Origin of the sequence: Bradyrhizobium sp. CCGE-LA001 (genome assembly GCF_000296215.2) — a bacterium.
In the GTDB taxonomy this organism is placed as follows: domain Bacteria; phylum Pseudomonadota; class Alphaproteobacteria; order Rhizobiales; family Xanthobacteraceae; genus Bradyrhizobium.
Genome location: NZ_CP013949.1, coordinates 1,737,262 through 1,752,528 on the forward strand (window position 1 = coordinate 1,737,262; position 15,267 = coordinate 1,752,528).

Consider the following 15,267-nt stretch of genomic DNA (forward strand, 5'->3'; position numbering starts at 1 on the left):
GCGTTCGTCGCACGCCGTGGGGCGGCGCCTCAAATTCAGACGCCGCCCGACATTACACCGATCACTTGATCTCAGGGGCAATGATAGATGTTTAAACGACCTTCCGTTCACTACGGGCGCATGCCCGAGCCCATCACGCCTTATCAAAAGGCAGCGCAGGTTTGGGACGAACGCATTGGATCTGCCCGCGTGCAGGCCAAGAACTGGCGCTTGATGGCGTTCGGCTGCTTGATGTTATCAGTTGGTCTCGCAGGTAGCCTTGTTTGGCGATCGAGCCAGGGCTCGATCACGCCCTGGGTGGTCGAAGTCGATCATCTCGGCCAGGCCCAAAGGGTTGCGCCGGCCAACATCGACTATCAACCCACTGATGCGCAGATCGCCTACCATCTGGCGCGCTTTATCGAGGATGTCAGAGGTCTGCCGGCCGACGGCATCGTTCTGCGGCAAAACTGGCTCCGCGCCTATGAGTTTACAACCGATCGCGGCGCCGCTGCGCTCAACGACTACGCGCGCAACAATGATCCCTTTGCCAAACTGGGCAAGGCGCAAATCTCCGTCGACGTCTCAAGCGTCATTCGCGCGTCGTCGGAAAGCTTTCGCGTCGCTTGGACCCAGCGCGTCTACGACTATGGCTCGCTGAGCTCGACTGAGCGCTGGACTGCAATTCTCTCGATCGTGATCGAGACGCCCCGCGATGCCGAACGCCTGCGCAAGAATCCCCTTGGCGTCTACGTCCGCGCCATCAACTGGTCAAAGGAGTTGAGTCAGTGACCAAGACGCTGTCTGACGTTCGTTCGAAACATCTCAACTCACAAAGAGAGCTCAATTCGACTTGGTCCGAATTCCTGACCTCGAAGCGAGCGATTTTATCCGCGCTTCTGCTTTGTTCATCGGCGCTAGGTGGCTGCGCGACTTACATTCCGCCAGAAATTAGCTACGACGCGGAAGTTCCTCCGTTGCCGGCATCGCCAGTGGCTGTGGACGACCGACCGCGTCCGCTTCACGTTCCGCCACTCTGGAAGCCTGCTTTGGGCGGTAAGTCGGGAGGGAAGGAAGAGCCCGAGCCGGTCGGCCGGGTTGAGACGGCGAACAGCGCAGCTCGGGTCGAGCCGCGCAAGCGGGGCTATTTCAATGCGGCGCAAATCTACGCCTATAGTCCAGGGGCGCTCTATCAGATTTACGCCGCACCGGGGCAGATCACGGATATTGCGCTCGAGGAGGGGGAGCAGTTGACGGGATCGGGGCCGATCGCGGCCGGAGATACCGTGCGCTGGGTCGTGGGCGATACCGAGAGCGGGAGCGGCGATACACGACGCGTCCATATCCTGGTCAAGCCGACCCGAGCTTCGATCGAGACCAACCTGGTGGTCAATACTGACCGGCGCACGTACCTGATTGAGCTCCGATCCCGCGAGCGGCCATACATGCCATCCGTTGCCTGGTACTATCCTGAAACGGTACGCGAACGATCGCGTTCGGTCGCTCTGAAACCCGTTCTTCCGGATCCGGCACAGCGTATCTTCCGCTATGCCATTGAAGGGGACAGTCCTCCCTGGCGGCCGCTCGCCGCATATGACGATGGCCGCAAGGTCTATGTCGAATTCCCGCAAGGCATCGTGCAGGGCGAGATGCCTCCGCTCTTCGTCATCGGTCCAGACGGCAAGACTGAACTCGTCAACTATCGCGCTTACGGCAACGTATTGATCGTCGATCGGCTTTTTGCTGCCGCCGAACTGCGGCTTGGCGGCGAGCACCAGCAGAAGGTCCGTATTGTCCGGGCCGACGGGAGGCCGTCGTCATGAATGTCAGAAATGGAAACGATCAGGAGCAAGCGTCTCTGCCTGGGACCCAAGAGGATCAATCCGGAAGCTTTCGCTTGAGAGCGGAGCACCCGCGCGTGACGCGGTTGTCGCGGAAAGTTCTGGCGGGAGTGAGCGCGGTCGCCCTGCTTGTCATCGGCGGAGCCGTGCTGTGGTCGCTGCAGAAGAATCGCCCTCGAGACCATGCGGCCGATGAGCTTTACAGTACCGACCATCACAATGTCGCCGATGGTATTACGGCGCTGCCGAAGGACTACGCTGGCATTCCGCGCCAACCCATCCCGCAATTGGGGCCGCCGCTTCCCGGGGACCTCGGTCGGCCGATCCTTGCAGCCCAAGGCCAGTCGCCGACGATCGGCGCTGATCCGGAACAGCAGCGCCGGGATCAAGAGACCGAAGCAGCCCGCATCAGCCATCTGTTCGCTCCGGCCAACGGGAGAGAAGCGCGTGAGCCCACGGCTGCAGGTGTAGTGGGCGATCGCATCGCATCACAAAGCCCGACGAGTGCCAATGACGACGGATTTACGCAGAACGGTCAGGACCGCAAGCTTGCCTTCGTGAACGCGTCTGTGGACCGCCGCACAGTCAGCCCTGATCGCGTCACCAAGCCAGCTTCACCATATATCGTGCAGGCTGGGACGATTTTTCCGGGAGCCCTGATCACCGGGATCCGATCGGACCTGCCAGGCCAAATTACCGCGCAGGTAACCGAGAATGTTTTCGACACGCCGACGGGTCGCTTTCTGCTTGTGCCCCAGGGGGCGCGTCTGATCGGCATCTACGATAGCCAGATCACTTTCGGCCAGTCCCGGGTCCTGCTCGTCTGGACCCGGCTGATCATGCCGAATGGACATTCTATCGTTCTCGAGCGGCAGCCTGGCGCGGACACCGCAGGCTATGCAGGCCTCGAAGACCAGGTCGACCATCACTGGGGCGAGCTCTTCAAGGCTGCGGCACTATCGACGTTTCTGGCGGTCGGGACCGAACTGGGAGCCAGCTCGGACACGAACAGCAACGACAGCGCAATCATCCAGGCATTGCGGCACGGCGCTTCGGACTCACTGAACCAGACCGGTCAGCAGGTGGTTCGGCGCAGTCTCAACATTCAGCCTACTCTGACGGTACGACCTGGTTTCCCAGTTCGCGTCATTGTCAATCGTGATCTTGTTCTTGAAGCATACAGAGGGTGACGCCGTGCCAAAGCTCAGGATAGGGGCAGTGCCAGACGACAAGCCGGTCAAGGTCACGGCTGAGCTTCCTGCACAAGTTCACCGAGACCTCGTGGTATATGCGGAAGCTTTGGCAAACGAAGCCGGCCAGCGTGTTGATCCCTCCAAGCTGATTGCGCTGATGCTAGCACGCTTTATGGCCACAGATCGGGGCTTCGCCAGGCTGCGGCGGACCTATCACACCCGAATATCGGGTTCAGGCGACGGTTAGCGGTCTGTGAGTAGCCTCAGGAAGCGTCAGTCCGCTGAGCACGGGCAGCTTATGCCCGTCGCCGACTGATCGTGGACAACATCCATCGCTCAGGTCTCGTTCAACCGGTTGCTAGCCTGCGATCATCACGCAGATTGGCTCTGACCCGCGCCTTGGCGCTTTGTTGAGCAGCTGCGGGCCCAACCGGCGATAGATTCGGCAAGTCTCGTTCTGGCCGTGACGCCATTCCTCGCGGCGGAGCAGAACGTGGACACGGCGATAGTCTAGCGAACTCGTGCATGACAGATCTCCTTGCTGCAGCGGCCGCGCCGTAGAGCATCCAGGCTGCCTTGCGAGGTCGTCGGGAAGTTTAGGCCAGCCGGATCATGCAAAAAACGACGATTCTCGCCCCTTTGCTCGTCAGCAACAAGCGAAAATGCGAACGGTGGCCAGCCTAGTTCCATCGTTTTTGCATAGGTGGCCACAAGTTTCACCGTGCCTTCGGGGGCCGCTTCCGATGTGACCTTATACCCCTCCTTTCCTTCATCAGACCGGCGTTTGGTCCATGAAAAGACAACGAGCTCGCCATTGTCGTTCTTTGGTCCAAGCTCCCATCCCCTGCGAACGAAGTGGGCGACCATCGAGGCCTTCGCGAAGATTTGCTCCGCCATCTCGCCTTCCTGCGCTCGCCAAGTTGATTTAACCTTGTCGACTAGGGCGTCGTCCGCACGGAGACCATGGTCCTTACCATCCTCCTTACGGGCTCGTCCGCCGGGCAAAACCAGCCAAACACCGAGGCCGAGACAAAGCGCGAGAACGATGCCGAACCAAAGTACGCGGTTTGCGGACATTTTTTCTTTTCCCAAGTAACCCACGCAGCCCGTCCTCACGCCGCCGGTTTTATCGGCATCGTACCCGCGACGCAGCTATCAGGATTGGTTGGTCACCATGCCCGGGGCATCTGGAGTAAAGCCCGTCGGGCGGAAAGCCAGCTTCTTTGCGAGAAACCAAAGGCCGAAAACGCCGCCGCGAAATAGGCGTTTGTTCTTTAATCGCAGGCACGCTGACAAGCGCTCGAACTCGCGCAGGAGGACCAAGCTGAGCTAATACGCTGGGGCGAGAACCGATACGTCTATTCGGCTGCGGGCGTTCTCGGATCATCTAAGGCAGCGTTCACCTCGCGATCCGATGTCCTGTTGGGCAGCTCTGATGTGGGGCGGGCGCGTCGTCCACTCCTCGCGATCACAGCCCGGCCCGCCGTCCCAGACTCAGTACCGTTCATCGAAAATGAGAGTGCATTTCGCATATCAACTCCGCGCCGGCTTCCCGGCGCCGGCAAAGCGGGTCAGCGTACCCTGAAGGGAGATAAGCCCGAGCGGTTGCTGGCTGCACTGTGTACTAAGAGGGCGGTGGATCTTGGAAGCTGTCTGTCCCCTCCCAGATCCCGATTTGCTGGTCAAGGCATATCTTCTTTGACTTAGAGGAAGTGCTCTCCATTCCGTTAGCTTCCAGATCGAGACTGCACGGGTACTGAATTGAGGCCGGGTACGATGCTGGCGCCGAACATGCGCTACTTTTCGAGTTTCGGCGAGTTAGCCCGCACTGAGGGTTCGCGGCCTTTCTAAGAGTGTAAGAGCTGAGCCCACCGCGGCGCTCATGAACTGGTTCAAGCGCAAGTCTGGATGAGATATCGTAAATTTGGTTGGTGTGGGGAAAGGCGGTAGCGTTCTCCCGCTACCACACTCACCTAAATCGCTGACATTTCTCCAGAAGTTCGAGTGCGCTCGACCCGACGCTGACGGGTTGCATTGTGCTGGTCGTATCGCTCTGCTGGCCGCGTCGCTCGTACTGCATAGATCAACTAGGCGCAGAGTGTTGGGGAATGTCCGACCAGCTTGAACTTGCAGTGCTTCACCGAAGCGGTGGTGGAGGCTCCGCGAAGACGGAGCGATACACCTTCGATTTTGTCGTCAACGGCCAATCTCTCTTTGCTGTTACCGGGGCCTCCAACTTCGATTTGTCCGGTTGTCTTTCGGTCCCTCAACGGGAGCCCGAGCTTGCCCTTCGCCTGAACAACGGAGTCGCGCGACTTCTGACGGCCGTTCGGATCGGCGGCAGTCACCGCGTGGCTTTGTATATTTGCCCGGAATGCGGAGACCTTGCGTGCGGAGCGATCACCGCGCTCGTTTCGCGGCGCGAAGGCGTCGTGCATTGGTCCGACTTTGCGTACGAGAATGGAGATGACAGCGAAATCAAACTGCCGAAGGTCGGCGTCTTTGCGTTCGACTGGACATCCTACATGACTGAAATCGAACGAGCTTGCGCCGGCTGAGAATTCTGTAGGATGGATCGAGCTTTGCGAAATCGCATCGCGCTTCGCGTCGGATGCTATCAATGGTTTCGCTTCGTTCGACCCATTCTGCGAGCCGCCCTGTGTGGGTATAGAGCTTCTTCTCGTTGCACGCCGTAGTCCGTTGTGTCGCTCACACCATGAAGGCATGCGCCCCCGACGTCCAAGGCAAAAGGAACCATGCGATGAAGATGATCAAAGGGCCTGCGATATTCCTCGCTCAGTTCGCCGCCGACGCGGCGCCGTTCAACTCGCTCGACACGATATGCGGATGGGCCGCCTCCCTGGGCTACAAGGGCATTCAGATTCCGAGTTGGGACGGCCGGCTCTTCGACCTAAACAAGGCTTCGGAGTCTCAAGCCTATGCCGATGAGGTGACGGGTGTCGCGGCACGCCACGGCCTTTCCATCACCGAGCTTTCGACCCATCTCCAAGGCCAGCTCGTCGCCGTTCATCCGGCCTATGACGCGGCATTCGACGGCTTCGCCGTGCCGGAAGTGCGTGGCAACGCCAAGGCCCGCACGGAATGGGCGGTCGATCAGGTCAAGCGCGCCATTCTTGCGTCCAGGCGACTCGGGCTTACTGCCCAGGCGACTTTCTCCGGCGCGCTTGCCTGGCCCTATGTCTACCCCTGGCCGCAGCGTCCCGCTGGCCTGATCGAGACGGCATTCGACGAACTCGCCAGGCGCTGGCGGCCCATCCTCGACTATGCCGACGAGCACGGTGTCGATCTCGCCTACGAGATCCACCCTGGCGAAGACCTTCACGACGGTGTCTCCTACGAGATGTTCCTCGCGCGGGTGAATGACCACAAGCGCGCGAACCTGCTCTACGATCCCTCGCACTTCGTCCTGCAACAGCTCGACTATCTCGACTACATCGACATCTACCATCAGCGCATCAAGGCATTTCACGTCAAGGACGCCGAATTCAACCCGACCGGCCGCCAGGGCGTCTATGGGGGATTCCAGAGCTGGGTCGACCGTGCCGGGCGCTTCCGGTCGCCCGGAGATGGTCAGGTCGATTTCGGCGCCATTTTCTCGAAGCTCACGCAATACGACTACGACAGCTGGGCGGTGCTCGAGTGGGAGTGTGCCCTGAAACATCCCGAGCAAGGCGCGCGGGAGGGCGCCGAGTTCATCCGAAACCATATCATCCGGGTTACTGAGAGAGCCTTCGACGACTTCGCAGGCACCGGCACTGACGATGCTGCCAACCGCAAGATGCTCGGCATCTCCTGACGAGAGGGTGCAACATGGCTATCGAAGCAGGCAATGGAACTGGCGGCCATCGTCGTATCCGTCTCGGGATGGTCGGCGGCGGCCAAGGTGCTTTCATCGGGGCCATCCATCGCATTGCCGCTCGCATCGACGACCAGTTCGAACTGGTGGCCGGCGCGCTCGCGTCGGATCCGGATCGAGCCAAGGCCTCCGCAAAGGACCTCGGCATTGCCGACGACCGTGCCTATGGCTCCTTCGAGGAGATGGCGCGGGCTGAAGCTGCGAGAGCAGATGGCATCGAGGCGGTTTCGATCGTGACGCCCAATCACATGCACAGCCCGGTCGCCAAGGCGTTTCTCGAAGCTGGCATCCACGTCATCTGCGACAAGCCGCTGACGTCAACGGTTGCCGAGGCTGAGGAACTGGTGGCGCTGGTCAGGAAGACCGGCAGGATCTTCGTCGTCACGCACAACTACACCGGCTATCCTATGATCCGGCAAGCGCGCGCCATGGTCGCAAATGGTGATCTCGGCGAGATCCGTCTCGTCAAGGTCGAGTATCTGCAGGACTGGCTGACGGAGCGGGTGGAGGCCACCGGCCAGAAGCAGGCGGCATGGCGTACGGACCCGTCCCGGTCCGGAGTCGGTGGGTGCATTGGCGACATCGGCACCCATGCCTACAATCTTGCGTGCTTCGTCACCGGGCTCGAGCTCGACGAGCTGCTCGCGCAATTGTCGACATTTGTCGAGGGGCGCCGCCTCGATGATGATGTCGAGATTCTTCTCAAGTGGAAGGGCGGCGCCAGGGGCATGCTGTGGGCGAGCCAAGTTGCCGTCGGCAATGAGAACGGGCTCACGCTGCGTGTCTACGGGAGCAAGGGCGGTCTCGAATGGGCGCAAGAGAATCCAAATCACCTGTGGTTCACACGGTACGGCAGGCCCAGGCAGCTCCTGACCCGCGGCGGGGCCGGAGCGTCGGGTGAGGCGAGTCGGGTCACCCGCATTCCATCAGGACATCCCGAGGGCTACCTTGAAGGTTTCGCAACGATCTATGCCGAGGCGGCGCGTGCCATCCGTGCGGCAACGGCCGGCGAAAGGCCGCATCCCGATGTCGTCTTTCCGACGGTCGAGGATGGGCTTGCAGGTGTGAAGTTGATCGATGCTGCGGTGAAGTCATCCGCGGCCAACGGCGTCTGGGTTCGGATGACTTGACTGCCGCCGGTTATCGGGCAGGCTTCGAGCAAACACGAGTTTGCTCGCAATCGACTCGGCAACTCCTTTGCTGCCAAAAGCAGCTGGCTATCCCTGTTTCGCACCGAGTCAACCCGTCCGCCGCAAAATATTCCTGTTTACCGAAATTCGGATATATCGTACACATCGCCCATTCCGGCTCATCCTTGAGGGGCGATCGTGTGGTCGTCACGTTCGCGAGCCGGGCTTGCGGTGGACGCGGCAGCGTCGGGCGCGAAAGCCAAGGGCAGGGCGGATTGCTCTCCGTGAGCCCAAGACTTCGCGCGGACGAACGGCGCTGCTAGGCTTTGTCTCGCCTGTAAGTTTCCGGCTCTGTCGACGGAGCCCGGGAATACTGCGGCGAAATGGCGGGCTGTGCGTACGGCAAAACCGTGTGGTCCTGGCCGTCGTTGCTACGGTCAAGCCCTGGCGGATGCGGCATCTGCGTCAACCGGCGTAGGGCCGGTGAATTCCGCGAGGGCGAGGGAGGCCAGAAGGAACTCGGCTCCCGGGAGAGCACGGCATAAGCCGTCCGACCATCGCGCAGGGAAGGCCGAGTGATCGGCACCACCTGTATGCTGCTGTGCGGTTCTTCTGCGTGTGAATTTTGCGCAGCAGACCGCGGGTGCGATGTCAGCACCCGGCCTTCCCTGCGCCCTCTTGGCTTAGAGGGTGAAGCGATCAAGCAAAGCTCGGGCGAAACGCGCCGCGAGAACGCAAAGCTATGTCCGGTGTTCGAGACCGAGGCGGGATGGCAAGGGCGCGAAGGGCAGAGGCTTGCGGCCTTGAAACGGCGTTCAACTTGGGTCCGCTCAGGCGCTACACCTTCTGCACTACGTGGCGGGAGCCTTTCGGAAAGTGCAGTTTTGCTGTCCGTTTGACCCGCAAATTCCTGATGATAGTGTCGTCATTGTCGTTTTGTCCGGGAGGACACGATGAAATGGTTTGACTGGCTGTTTGGAACGGGGTCGGCGCCGGCGACCCGACTCTTTGCAAGATTTGGGCGGAAATTTCGGGCACCGACTGATCCCGACCTTCTGAAGATTGCCAAGGACCGCAAGGGCCATATCTCTCGGAAGGCCATGCGGGCCGAATATAACCGGCTGCTGCTGGAAAAATACGCGCACGACAAGTCCTGATCTCCAGCCGCATCCAGTGTTGCCGTTCACGCCAGCGAAGCTCCGCCTTGGGCGGCTTCTCTTGAAGGTCGTTATTGTGTGACGTGAGAATCCCTGGCTCTGCAGTCCTGCCCTCCTCTATTACCACCGGGCGCAAAACGCTTATCGGCGAATTGATGGAGCTCGCGCCGCGTGGTGCGGCTCACGCACGAATAGGAACTCTCGCATCCATCGCGGCTTGACTCCGCGGGCCAGCGTCGCCGCCGATCGCTGGTCTGCACGGCCCCGCCTCCAAGCCCCCCATACCCCCCAGGGTGGGGCCGTGCTTCATCAGCAGGAGACGATATGCCCGAGCCGACCGAGCAAGAGATCAGAGAACGTGCGCACAAGCTCTGGGAGCAGGCGGGCAAGCCCGAAGGTCGCGACGAAGAATTTTGGCGCGCCGCCGAGCAGGAGCTGCGCAACGAGGACGAGTCGAACACGTTGCGGACGCCGGATACGTTGTGACCGACAAGGCCTGCCCATTCTGCTTCGGTCTGGGATGGGTCTGCGAAAATCATCCGCTGCGGGCCTGGAACGAAGATCTGGGCGGCTGCAGATGTGGTGAAGGGATGCCCTGCACCTGCAATACGACCGAAGATCCTGAAGTGAGGGTGGTGATCGTCGAAGCGGACACGACGTGGCATTAGCACGGTCTGAAAAGCGTGTGGCCTTGTCCGAAAGGATCATGCTCCAACAATAATGGCGCGCCCGCTGTCAGGGGAACAGAACTTGCCGGATGGGAATTCTGTCTGACGAATACGGCTCTACAACATTCCTTTCCCACGGCAGCGTCGGCAGTGGACGAGCAGAAAAAGATAGAGCACCAGATCGAGCTTGCCACGCGAGCGGCCGCGCTCGTCAAGGACGAAACCACGTCTCGTGGATTCAGGAGCTTCGCCGAGGAGATGAGGCAGAAGCTCCGCCGCATGATGCGGCGCGGCAAGGTGCGGGCACGCGCCTACGAACTCTGGGAGCAGGCTGGCCGCCCAGCCGACCGCGATCTGGAATTCTGGCTCGAAGCGGAACGGCAGGTCGAAGAAGAGCGCGAATCGAGGAAGGGCCCGGCACCGTCATAGCGGCAATTGTCACGGGCTCACGCACTCCCCTGGGCAGCAAGGCAGCGCTCTCGCCAGTCGTCCCGTCACCACAGAAAAAAGCCGCCGGGTTCTGCACCCTGGCGGCTTTGAAAAAGTCCGTAGCTGTTGATCGCCTCCCCAGCCTCGTGCGTACCGCCGTTACCTTGTTTGCGGCCATGCTTGGCTATTGTAGGCGATGGCCGATGATTCTGTTGTGACCGAAATCACACAGTGGAAAAGATGACGGCAGATGTCGCGAAGGTCCACGTGTCGCCGACGCGAGAACGAGGCGCTGCGTCGGCCTGGATCGTGGCATGCGGTCGGGGCCGAACACCACGCGTGCAGACTAGCTGCAGCTCAACGGCAACGGCACGCCGGGGTGCAGCTCGTACCAATCGTAGCAATCCGGATAGTAGCCGTAGTATCCATAGCCGGGCCGATAACGGCCGAAGTGATGAAACGCATGCTCGCGGAAGCCTGCGCCGCCAGAGGCGACGTGGCCAATCCCAAAATGCTCGCCCCCAAATCGTTCCCCGCCAAAGCCTCCGGCATGTCCAATCCCGCCGAAATGCGCGCCGCCGCCGAAGCCCATATGGCCGCCGCCAAAGCCGCCGCCGCTGAAACCGTGGCCGCCACCGCCGAACCCGCCGTGACCGCCGCCTCCACCACCGCCATGTGCTGCAGCCGTGCCGACGGCAAGGGTCGAGGCCAGCGCTGCCGTTGCCAAAATCATGATCGCTCGTTTCATGGGACACTCCTTTCGTGTCGAGCCGCCCGCCGTCATCGCAGTTCGCGTCCGCTTCGTGTTCGCCGGATCGAGATGGCGCCTGATGGCTAAGCTCGTGATGCCCCAGAGGTAGGAACGGTGCGCGGCAATCCCACTAAATTCGGCTTCAAGAATGAGGCAGCCAGCCGGAAAAGCGATCCCGGTGCGCATCGGCGCGGCGCGCCGAAGGGAGCGGACTGAACAGTTCAGACCGCTCCCTTCGTGCGATGTGATGTGTGGCGATCAGAACGCGCCGGTGCCGGGCTCGCACGGCACGTTGTTGCCGGTCCACGGTGCCGTCGCGAACGCGCCGACGCGCGGCGCCGGAACGCAGGCGCGGCCGTCCTGATAGATCGGCGCGCTCGATGCCACGGTGTCGGATTCCATCGCGGGCTGCCGCATGGCGGCATGGTGTTCGCGCGCCATGACGGGACCTCCGATCAAGGCAGCTGCAATCAGACCCATCGGCAAGAGCTTGGAAGTGATCATTCGACTTCTCCTTTGGTGACAGCGGGCCGATCAAGCCGGCTCCTTCAGGAGATGCGCGCGATCCGGGTCGATCCAAATGCACGAATTGCTCACCGGCTTTCAACGGCCTGTGAGCCGCTGCGCCAACGCGACCACGATCGTGCGAATAGGCAACCTTCGTTGCCTTACGAGAGTAACGGCGCGCGCATTGCGGGCATATCTCCGTTACAGCGCAGCTCGAATGGAGGCGAAAGATGATCACGACGATGGCACGACGCGTTGTCGTCCTGCTGACGCCCTTGGTGGCAAAGACGGCCGGCTTCCTGAAAATCAATTCAGTGCTGCGGCCTGCTCCGCAGCACCATCTGGTCATGCAGCGCGTGGCAGATCGCAGGGGGAAACGGCACCGTGCGCTCGGAACGGGACGGTGACCATGCCGTCGCAGACCGCCGGGCCCACGCCGTCCCGCCGCAGGCCGACCCGCCGCGCAGAAGGTGGGACGAGGCTCATGACACGGATTCTCCTGATCGAGGACGACACTGAAACCGCGGAGGCGATCGTCGCCGAGCTTGCCGAGCGCAGTTTCGAGGTGCAGTGGGCGCCGAACGGCGTCGAAGGTCTCGACCGGGCGCGTACCTCGCATCCCGACGCGATGATCGTCGACCGCATGCTGCCGGGCATGGATGGGCTGACCGTCGTCGAGGCGCTACGCAACGACCAGATCAGGACGCCGGTGCTGGTCCTGAGCGCGCTCGGGGCGGTCGACGACCGCGTGCGTGGCTTGCGCATGGGCGGCGACGACTATCTCACCAAGCCGTTCGCGATCGTCGAGCTGGTCGCGCGGATCGAGGCCTTGCTGCGCCGTCCGACGGAGAACCGCGAAACCGTTCTCGTGGCGGGCCCGCTGGAGCTCGATCTGATTGAGCGCACCGCCAGACGCGGTGAACGCGAGATCGATCTGCTGCCGCGCGAATTCCGCCTGCTCGAATACATGATGCGCCGGAGCGATCAATTGCTGACGCGCGCGATGCTGCTCGAAGAGGTCTGGAACTACAAGTTCGTTCCTGCGACCACCAACCTGATCGACGTGCACATGGGCCGGCTCCGTCACAAGGTCGATGCTCCCGGAGAGGTGCAGCTCATCCACAATGTCCGCGGTTCAGGCTTCATCCTGCGCGCTCGGCAATAGCGAGCCGACAGATGCAATTCATCCGTTCGAACACGTTTCTCTGGGCTCTGGCGGTCGCCGCCACCCTCGCGCTGTTCGTCGTCGGATTGTTCGCGTTCGTCTATCGGAAGCTTGACGACTATCTGATCGCGCGGTCCGACCGCATGATCACCACGCAGATCATCTTCATGGTCGATCTGCCGCCGGACCGCCGCGCCCGCGCGGTTGCCGATCATCTCGAGCAGGATTCCCGGCATGTGCACTATGCCGGGCTGTTCAGCGCCAGCGGTGCGCGCCTTGCCGGCAACATCGACCGCGTGCCAAGCGGGCTCGATCTCGATGGAACGGTGCAAGGCGTACGGCTCGAGACGGTCGCGGGCCGCGGGCCCATCGTGAGGACTGTCGGCAGGCGCCTGGATGACGGCGATGTCCTGGTTTTGGGACGGAACGTCGACGAGACACGCGAGATATCGAGCGTGGTGGGGCAGGCGCTTGCGCTCGGCCTGCTGCCCGCCTTCTGCCTCTGCGTGCTCGCCGGCGCCTGGCTGAGCGTCCGCGCCCAGAAGCGCGTCGAGGAGGTGAACCAGCGGGTGCAGCGAATCGTGGCCGGTGAGCTGCGCGAGCGGCTGCCGGAGGACAATGCGGACGATCCGTTCGCGCGGCTGGCCAGGATCGTCAATGGCATGCTCGACGAGATGGAGACGATGATCAACGCGCTAGCGGGCGTCGGCAACGATATCGCTCACGATCTCAGAACCCCCCTCACGCGGGCAAGGCTGGCGCTGGAGCGCGGGCGAATCCACGCGACCACGCTGGAGCAGCTCCATGAGATCACGGACAAGGCGATTGCCGGCATCGACCAGTCGCTCGCGATCGTCACCGCCCTGCTGCGCCTGACCGAGATCGAGAACAACCGCCGCACGGCCGGCTTCGGCACCGTCGCGCTGGACGAGATCCTGCGCGAGGTGTGCGACGTTTATGAGCCCATCGCCGAAGACAAGGGCATCGCGCTTGGGGCCGTCATCGATCGCGACGTGGATGTGTGGGGCGACCGCGACCTGCTGTTCGAGGCGATCGCCAATCTCGTGGACAATGCCGTCAAGTTCACGCCGGCAGGCGGGCAGGTGAAGCTCGAACTCGAATCGGACGAAAGGACGGCGCTCATGCGCGTGAGCGATACCGGGCCCGGCATCAACGAGCAGGAGCGCGAAGCGGTGCTGCGGCGGTTCTACCGCTCCGACAAGATCCGCAACACGCCGGGCGTTGGGCTCGGGCTGAGCCTGGTGGCCGCCATCGTCAAGCTGCATGGCTTTCGGCTTATCATCGGTCCGGCGCCCGGGGGGCGGATAGAGATCCTGGCCTCCACGGCAAAAGCCAAAGTCCACCGCGCGCCGATCTCCAATCCCGGGTCACGCAAGGGCGAGCTGAATGTGATTGCCGTGCGCGATGCTCTCGATGCCGGGACATGTCGGATCTCTGAAGCCGAATTCAGATGTGTGACGCCCAGTTTAGTGGCCAACCCGTGCGGAAGCCTTCTAAACCCTGACAACAGTTTCGGAACGTGGGAGCGATAGATGCAGATCAGTCACGAGGTCGCGAGAAATGATGCTGGTGCTGCGCCGGTCCCGTTCCTCAGCGCGTATGCGACGGCCATCAAGCGCTACAAACTTCTCGAGCCCGGTCAGGAGCAGCAGCTCGCGCGGCGCTGGCAGGAGACACGGGACGAGCGCGCGGCCAATACGCTCGTCACCAGTCACCTGCGGATCGCAGCCAAGGTCGCGCGCGGCTACAAGGGATATGGCTTGCCGCTGGTCGATCTGATCGCTGAGGCCAATCTCGGTCTCGTCATCGCCGCCTCACGCTTCGAGCCCGACCGCGGCGCGCGGTTCTCCACCTACGCGGTGCCGTGGATCAAGGCCTCCATTCACGCCTACATCCTGCGCTCCTGGTCCCTGGTCAAGATCGGCACGACGGCGGCGCAGAAGAAGCTGTTCTTCCGGCTGCGCGGTGAGATGCGGAAGGCCATGGGGGGCGCAATGGCAAGGCTCACGCCTGATGTCGCCGCTGTCATCGCCGAGAAGCTCGGGGTGAGCGCCCGCGAGGTGATGGAGATGGATGCGCGCCTGAACGGCGACATGTCGCTGAACGCGCGGGTCGGCGGCGAGGAGGATGGCGCCGAATGGGAAACGCTGCTGGTCGATGACGCCGTCGACGCGGAGACGGTCCTAGCCAATCGTGAGCAGACGGAACGCCGCAGCAGTGCCCTACGTGCCGCGCTGGGGGAGCTCACGGCGCGCGAGCGCCACGTCCTGGAAGCGAGACGGCTGGCGGATCACCCGGTCACGCTCGATCAGCTGGGCGTCGAGCTGTCGATCTCCAGCGAACGCGTCAGGCAGATCGAGATCCGCGCGTTCGCTAAGGTCAGGCGCGCCGTCATCCTCGCTGCGCGGGATGCCGCACGCGCCGCTGAAGTATTGCCACCTGCGGCACGCCGTGTCCGCCCAAGCGCGTCGAATGTCCCGGCAATGATCCCCTGAACGCGTTTTCATTTGAACGGATATCCGCCCGCCCTCATCTGTCCTCCCATCCCG

At 62.1% G+C, this 15,267-nt stretch carries 18 protein-coding genes and 1 pseudogene; 16 read left to right on the top strand and 3 right to left on the bottom strand.

All coding sequences use genetic code 11. The annotated features are described in order from the left end of the window. The first annotated feature begins 87 nt into the window (after positions 1-87). From trbF to BCCGELA001_RS08360, 4 genes are read left to right on the top strand one after another with little or no spacing between them, the layout of a single operon-like run. Positions 88-771 (top strand): conjugal transfer protein TrbF, encoded by a 684-nt coding sequence (trbF, locus tag BCCGELA001_RS08345; protein WP_060735040.1) that lies wholly within the window; start codon positions 88-90, stop codon positions 769-771. Then, positions 768-1,802, top strand: a complete 1,035-nt coding sequence (gene trbG, locus BCCGELA001_RS08350; protein WP_060735041.1) for a P-type conjugative transfer protein TrbG — start codon at positions 768-770, stop codon at positions 1,800-1,802. The genes trbF and trbG overlap by 4 nt, the downstream gene beginning before the upstream one ends. Continuing rightward, a complete protein-coding gene (locus BCCGELA001_RS08355; RefSeq protein ID WP_008561491.1) occupies positions 1,799-3,010 on the top strand; it encodes a TrbI/VirB10 family protein in 1,212 nt (403 codons plus the stop codon). Before trbG ends, BCCGELA001_RS08355 begins: the two co-directional genes overlap by 4 nt. A 4-nt stretch (positions 3,011-3,014) precedes the next feature. After that, positions 3,015-3,260, top strand: a complete 246-nt coding sequence (locus BCCGELA001_RS08360) for a DUF2274 domain-containing protein (protein ID WP_060735042.1) — start codon at positions 3,015-3,017, stop codon at positions 3,258-3,260. Between the two features lie 92 nt (positions 3,261-3,352). On the opposite strand, the pseudogene BCCGELA001_RS38735 reads toward BCCGELA001_RS08360, so the two are convergent. Then, positions 3,353-3,553 (bottom strand): annotated as a pseudogene (locus BCCGELA001_RS38735) (IS3 family transposase); the annotation flags it as partial. 423 nt (positions 3,554-3,976) lie between these two features. Between BCCGELA001_RS38735 and BCCGELA001_RS36890 the strand changes: the two are divergent. From BCCGELA001_RS36890 to BCCGELA001_RS08390, 8 genes are all read left to right on the top strand, one after another. Then, positions 3,977-4,276, top strand: a complete 300-nt coding sequence (locus BCCGELA001_RS36890; protein ID WP_144441207.1) for a hypothetical protein — start codon at positions 3,977-3,979, stop codon at positions 4,274-4,276. A gap of 845 nt (positions 4,277-5,121) precedes the next feature. Next, entirely contained in the window at positions 5,122-5,571 is a 450-nt protein-coding gene (locus BCCGELA001_RS08370) for a hypothetical protein (protein WP_008561473.1), read from the top strand. Between the two features lie 203 nt (positions 5,572-5,774). Further along, on the top strand, positions 5,775-6,830 hold the full coding sequence (locus BCCGELA001_RS08375; RefSeq protein WP_008561471.1) for a sugar phosphate isomerase/epimerase family protein: 1,056 nt from the start codon (positions 5,775-5,777) through the stop codon (positions 6,828-6,830). Between the two features lie 14 nt (positions 6,831-6,844). After that, the gene (locus BCCGELA001_RS08380) at positions 6,845-8,020 is read left to right on the top strand and encodes a Gfo/Idh/MocA family protein (protein WP_060735043.1); all 1,176 of its coding nucleotides are present in this window, start codon (positions 6,845-6,847) and stop codon (positions 8,018-8,020) included. Positions 8,021-8,973: 953 nt separating this feature from the next. Beyond that, complete coding sequence (locus BCCGELA001_RS08385; protein ID WP_008560732.1) at positions 8,974-9,177, top strand: hypothetical protein; 204 nt, start codon at positions 8,974-8,976, stop codon at positions 9,175-9,177. A 324-nt stretch (positions 9,178-9,501) separates the two neighbouring features. Next, entirely contained in the window at positions 9,502-9,663 is a 162-nt protein-coding gene (locus BCCGELA001_RS35805) for a DUF2934 domain-containing protein (RefSeq protein ID WP_008560730.1), read from the top strand. Beyond that, entirely contained in the window at positions 9,660-9,845 is a 186-nt protein-coding gene (locus BCCGELA001_RS35810; protein ID WP_008560728.1) for a hypothetical protein, read from the top strand. The genes BCCGELA001_RS35805 and BCCGELA001_RS35810 overlap by 4 nt, the downstream gene beginning before the upstream one ends. Before the next feature lie 150 nt (positions 9,846-9,995). Beyond that, positions 9,996-10,274: a DUF2934 domain-containing protein gene (locus BCCGELA001_RS08390; RefSeq protein WP_008560726.1), complete on the top strand. Its 279-nt coding sequence runs from the start codon at positions 9,996-9,998 to the stop codon at positions 10,272-10,274. A gap of 346 nt (positions 10,275-10,620) precedes the next feature. Here the strand turns inward: BCCGELA001_RS08390 and BCCGELA001_RS08395 are convergent, their stop codons facing one another. Both BCCGELA001_RS08395 and BCCGELA001_RS08400 read right to left on the bottom strand, forming a co-directional pair. Beyond that, positions 10,621-11,022, bottom strand: a complete 402-nt coding sequence (locus tag BCCGELA001_RS08395; RefSeq protein WP_060735044.1) for a hypothetical protein — start codon at positions 11,020-11,022, stop codon at positions 10,621-10,623. A gap of 261 nt (positions 11,023-11,283) precedes the next feature. Continuing rightward, complete coding sequence (locus BCCGELA001_RS08400) at positions 11,284-11,529, bottom strand: hypothetical protein (protein WP_008560720.1); 246 nt, start codon at positions 11,527-11,529, stop codon at positions 11,284-11,286. A gap of 233 nt (positions 11,530-11,762) precedes the next feature. Between BCCGELA001_RS08400 and BCCGELA001_RS38125 the strand changes: the two genes are divergently transcribed. The 4 genes from BCCGELA001_RS38125 (at position 11,763) to rpoH (ending at position 15,213) form a co-directional block, all read left to right on the top strand. After that, on the top strand, positions 11,763-11,939 hold the full coding sequence (locus tag BCCGELA001_RS38125; RefSeq protein WP_162492953.1) for a hypothetical protein: 177 nt from the start codon (positions 11,763-11,765) through the stop codon (positions 11,937-11,939). A 77-nt stretch (positions 11,940-12,016) separates the two neighbouring features. After that, complete coding sequence (locus BCCGELA001_RS08405; RefSeq protein ID WP_008560717.1) at positions 12,017-12,697, top strand: response regulator transcription factor; 681 nt, start codon at positions 12,017-12,019, stop codon at positions 12,695-12,697. Positions 12,698-12,708: 11 nt separating this feature from the next. Further along, positions 12,709-14,250, top strand: a complete 1,542-nt coding sequence (locus BCCGELA001_RS08410) for a sensor histidine kinase (protein WP_083543317.1) — start codon at positions 12,709-12,711, stop codon at positions 14,248-14,250. After that, positions 14,251-15,213 (top strand): RNA polymerase sigma factor RpoH, encoded by a 963-nt coding sequence (gene rpoH / locus BCCGELA001_RS08415; protein ID WP_083543318.1) that lies wholly within the window; start codon positions 14,251-14,253, stop codon positions 15,211-15,213. Positions 15,214-15,267: the final 54 nt, after the last annotated feature.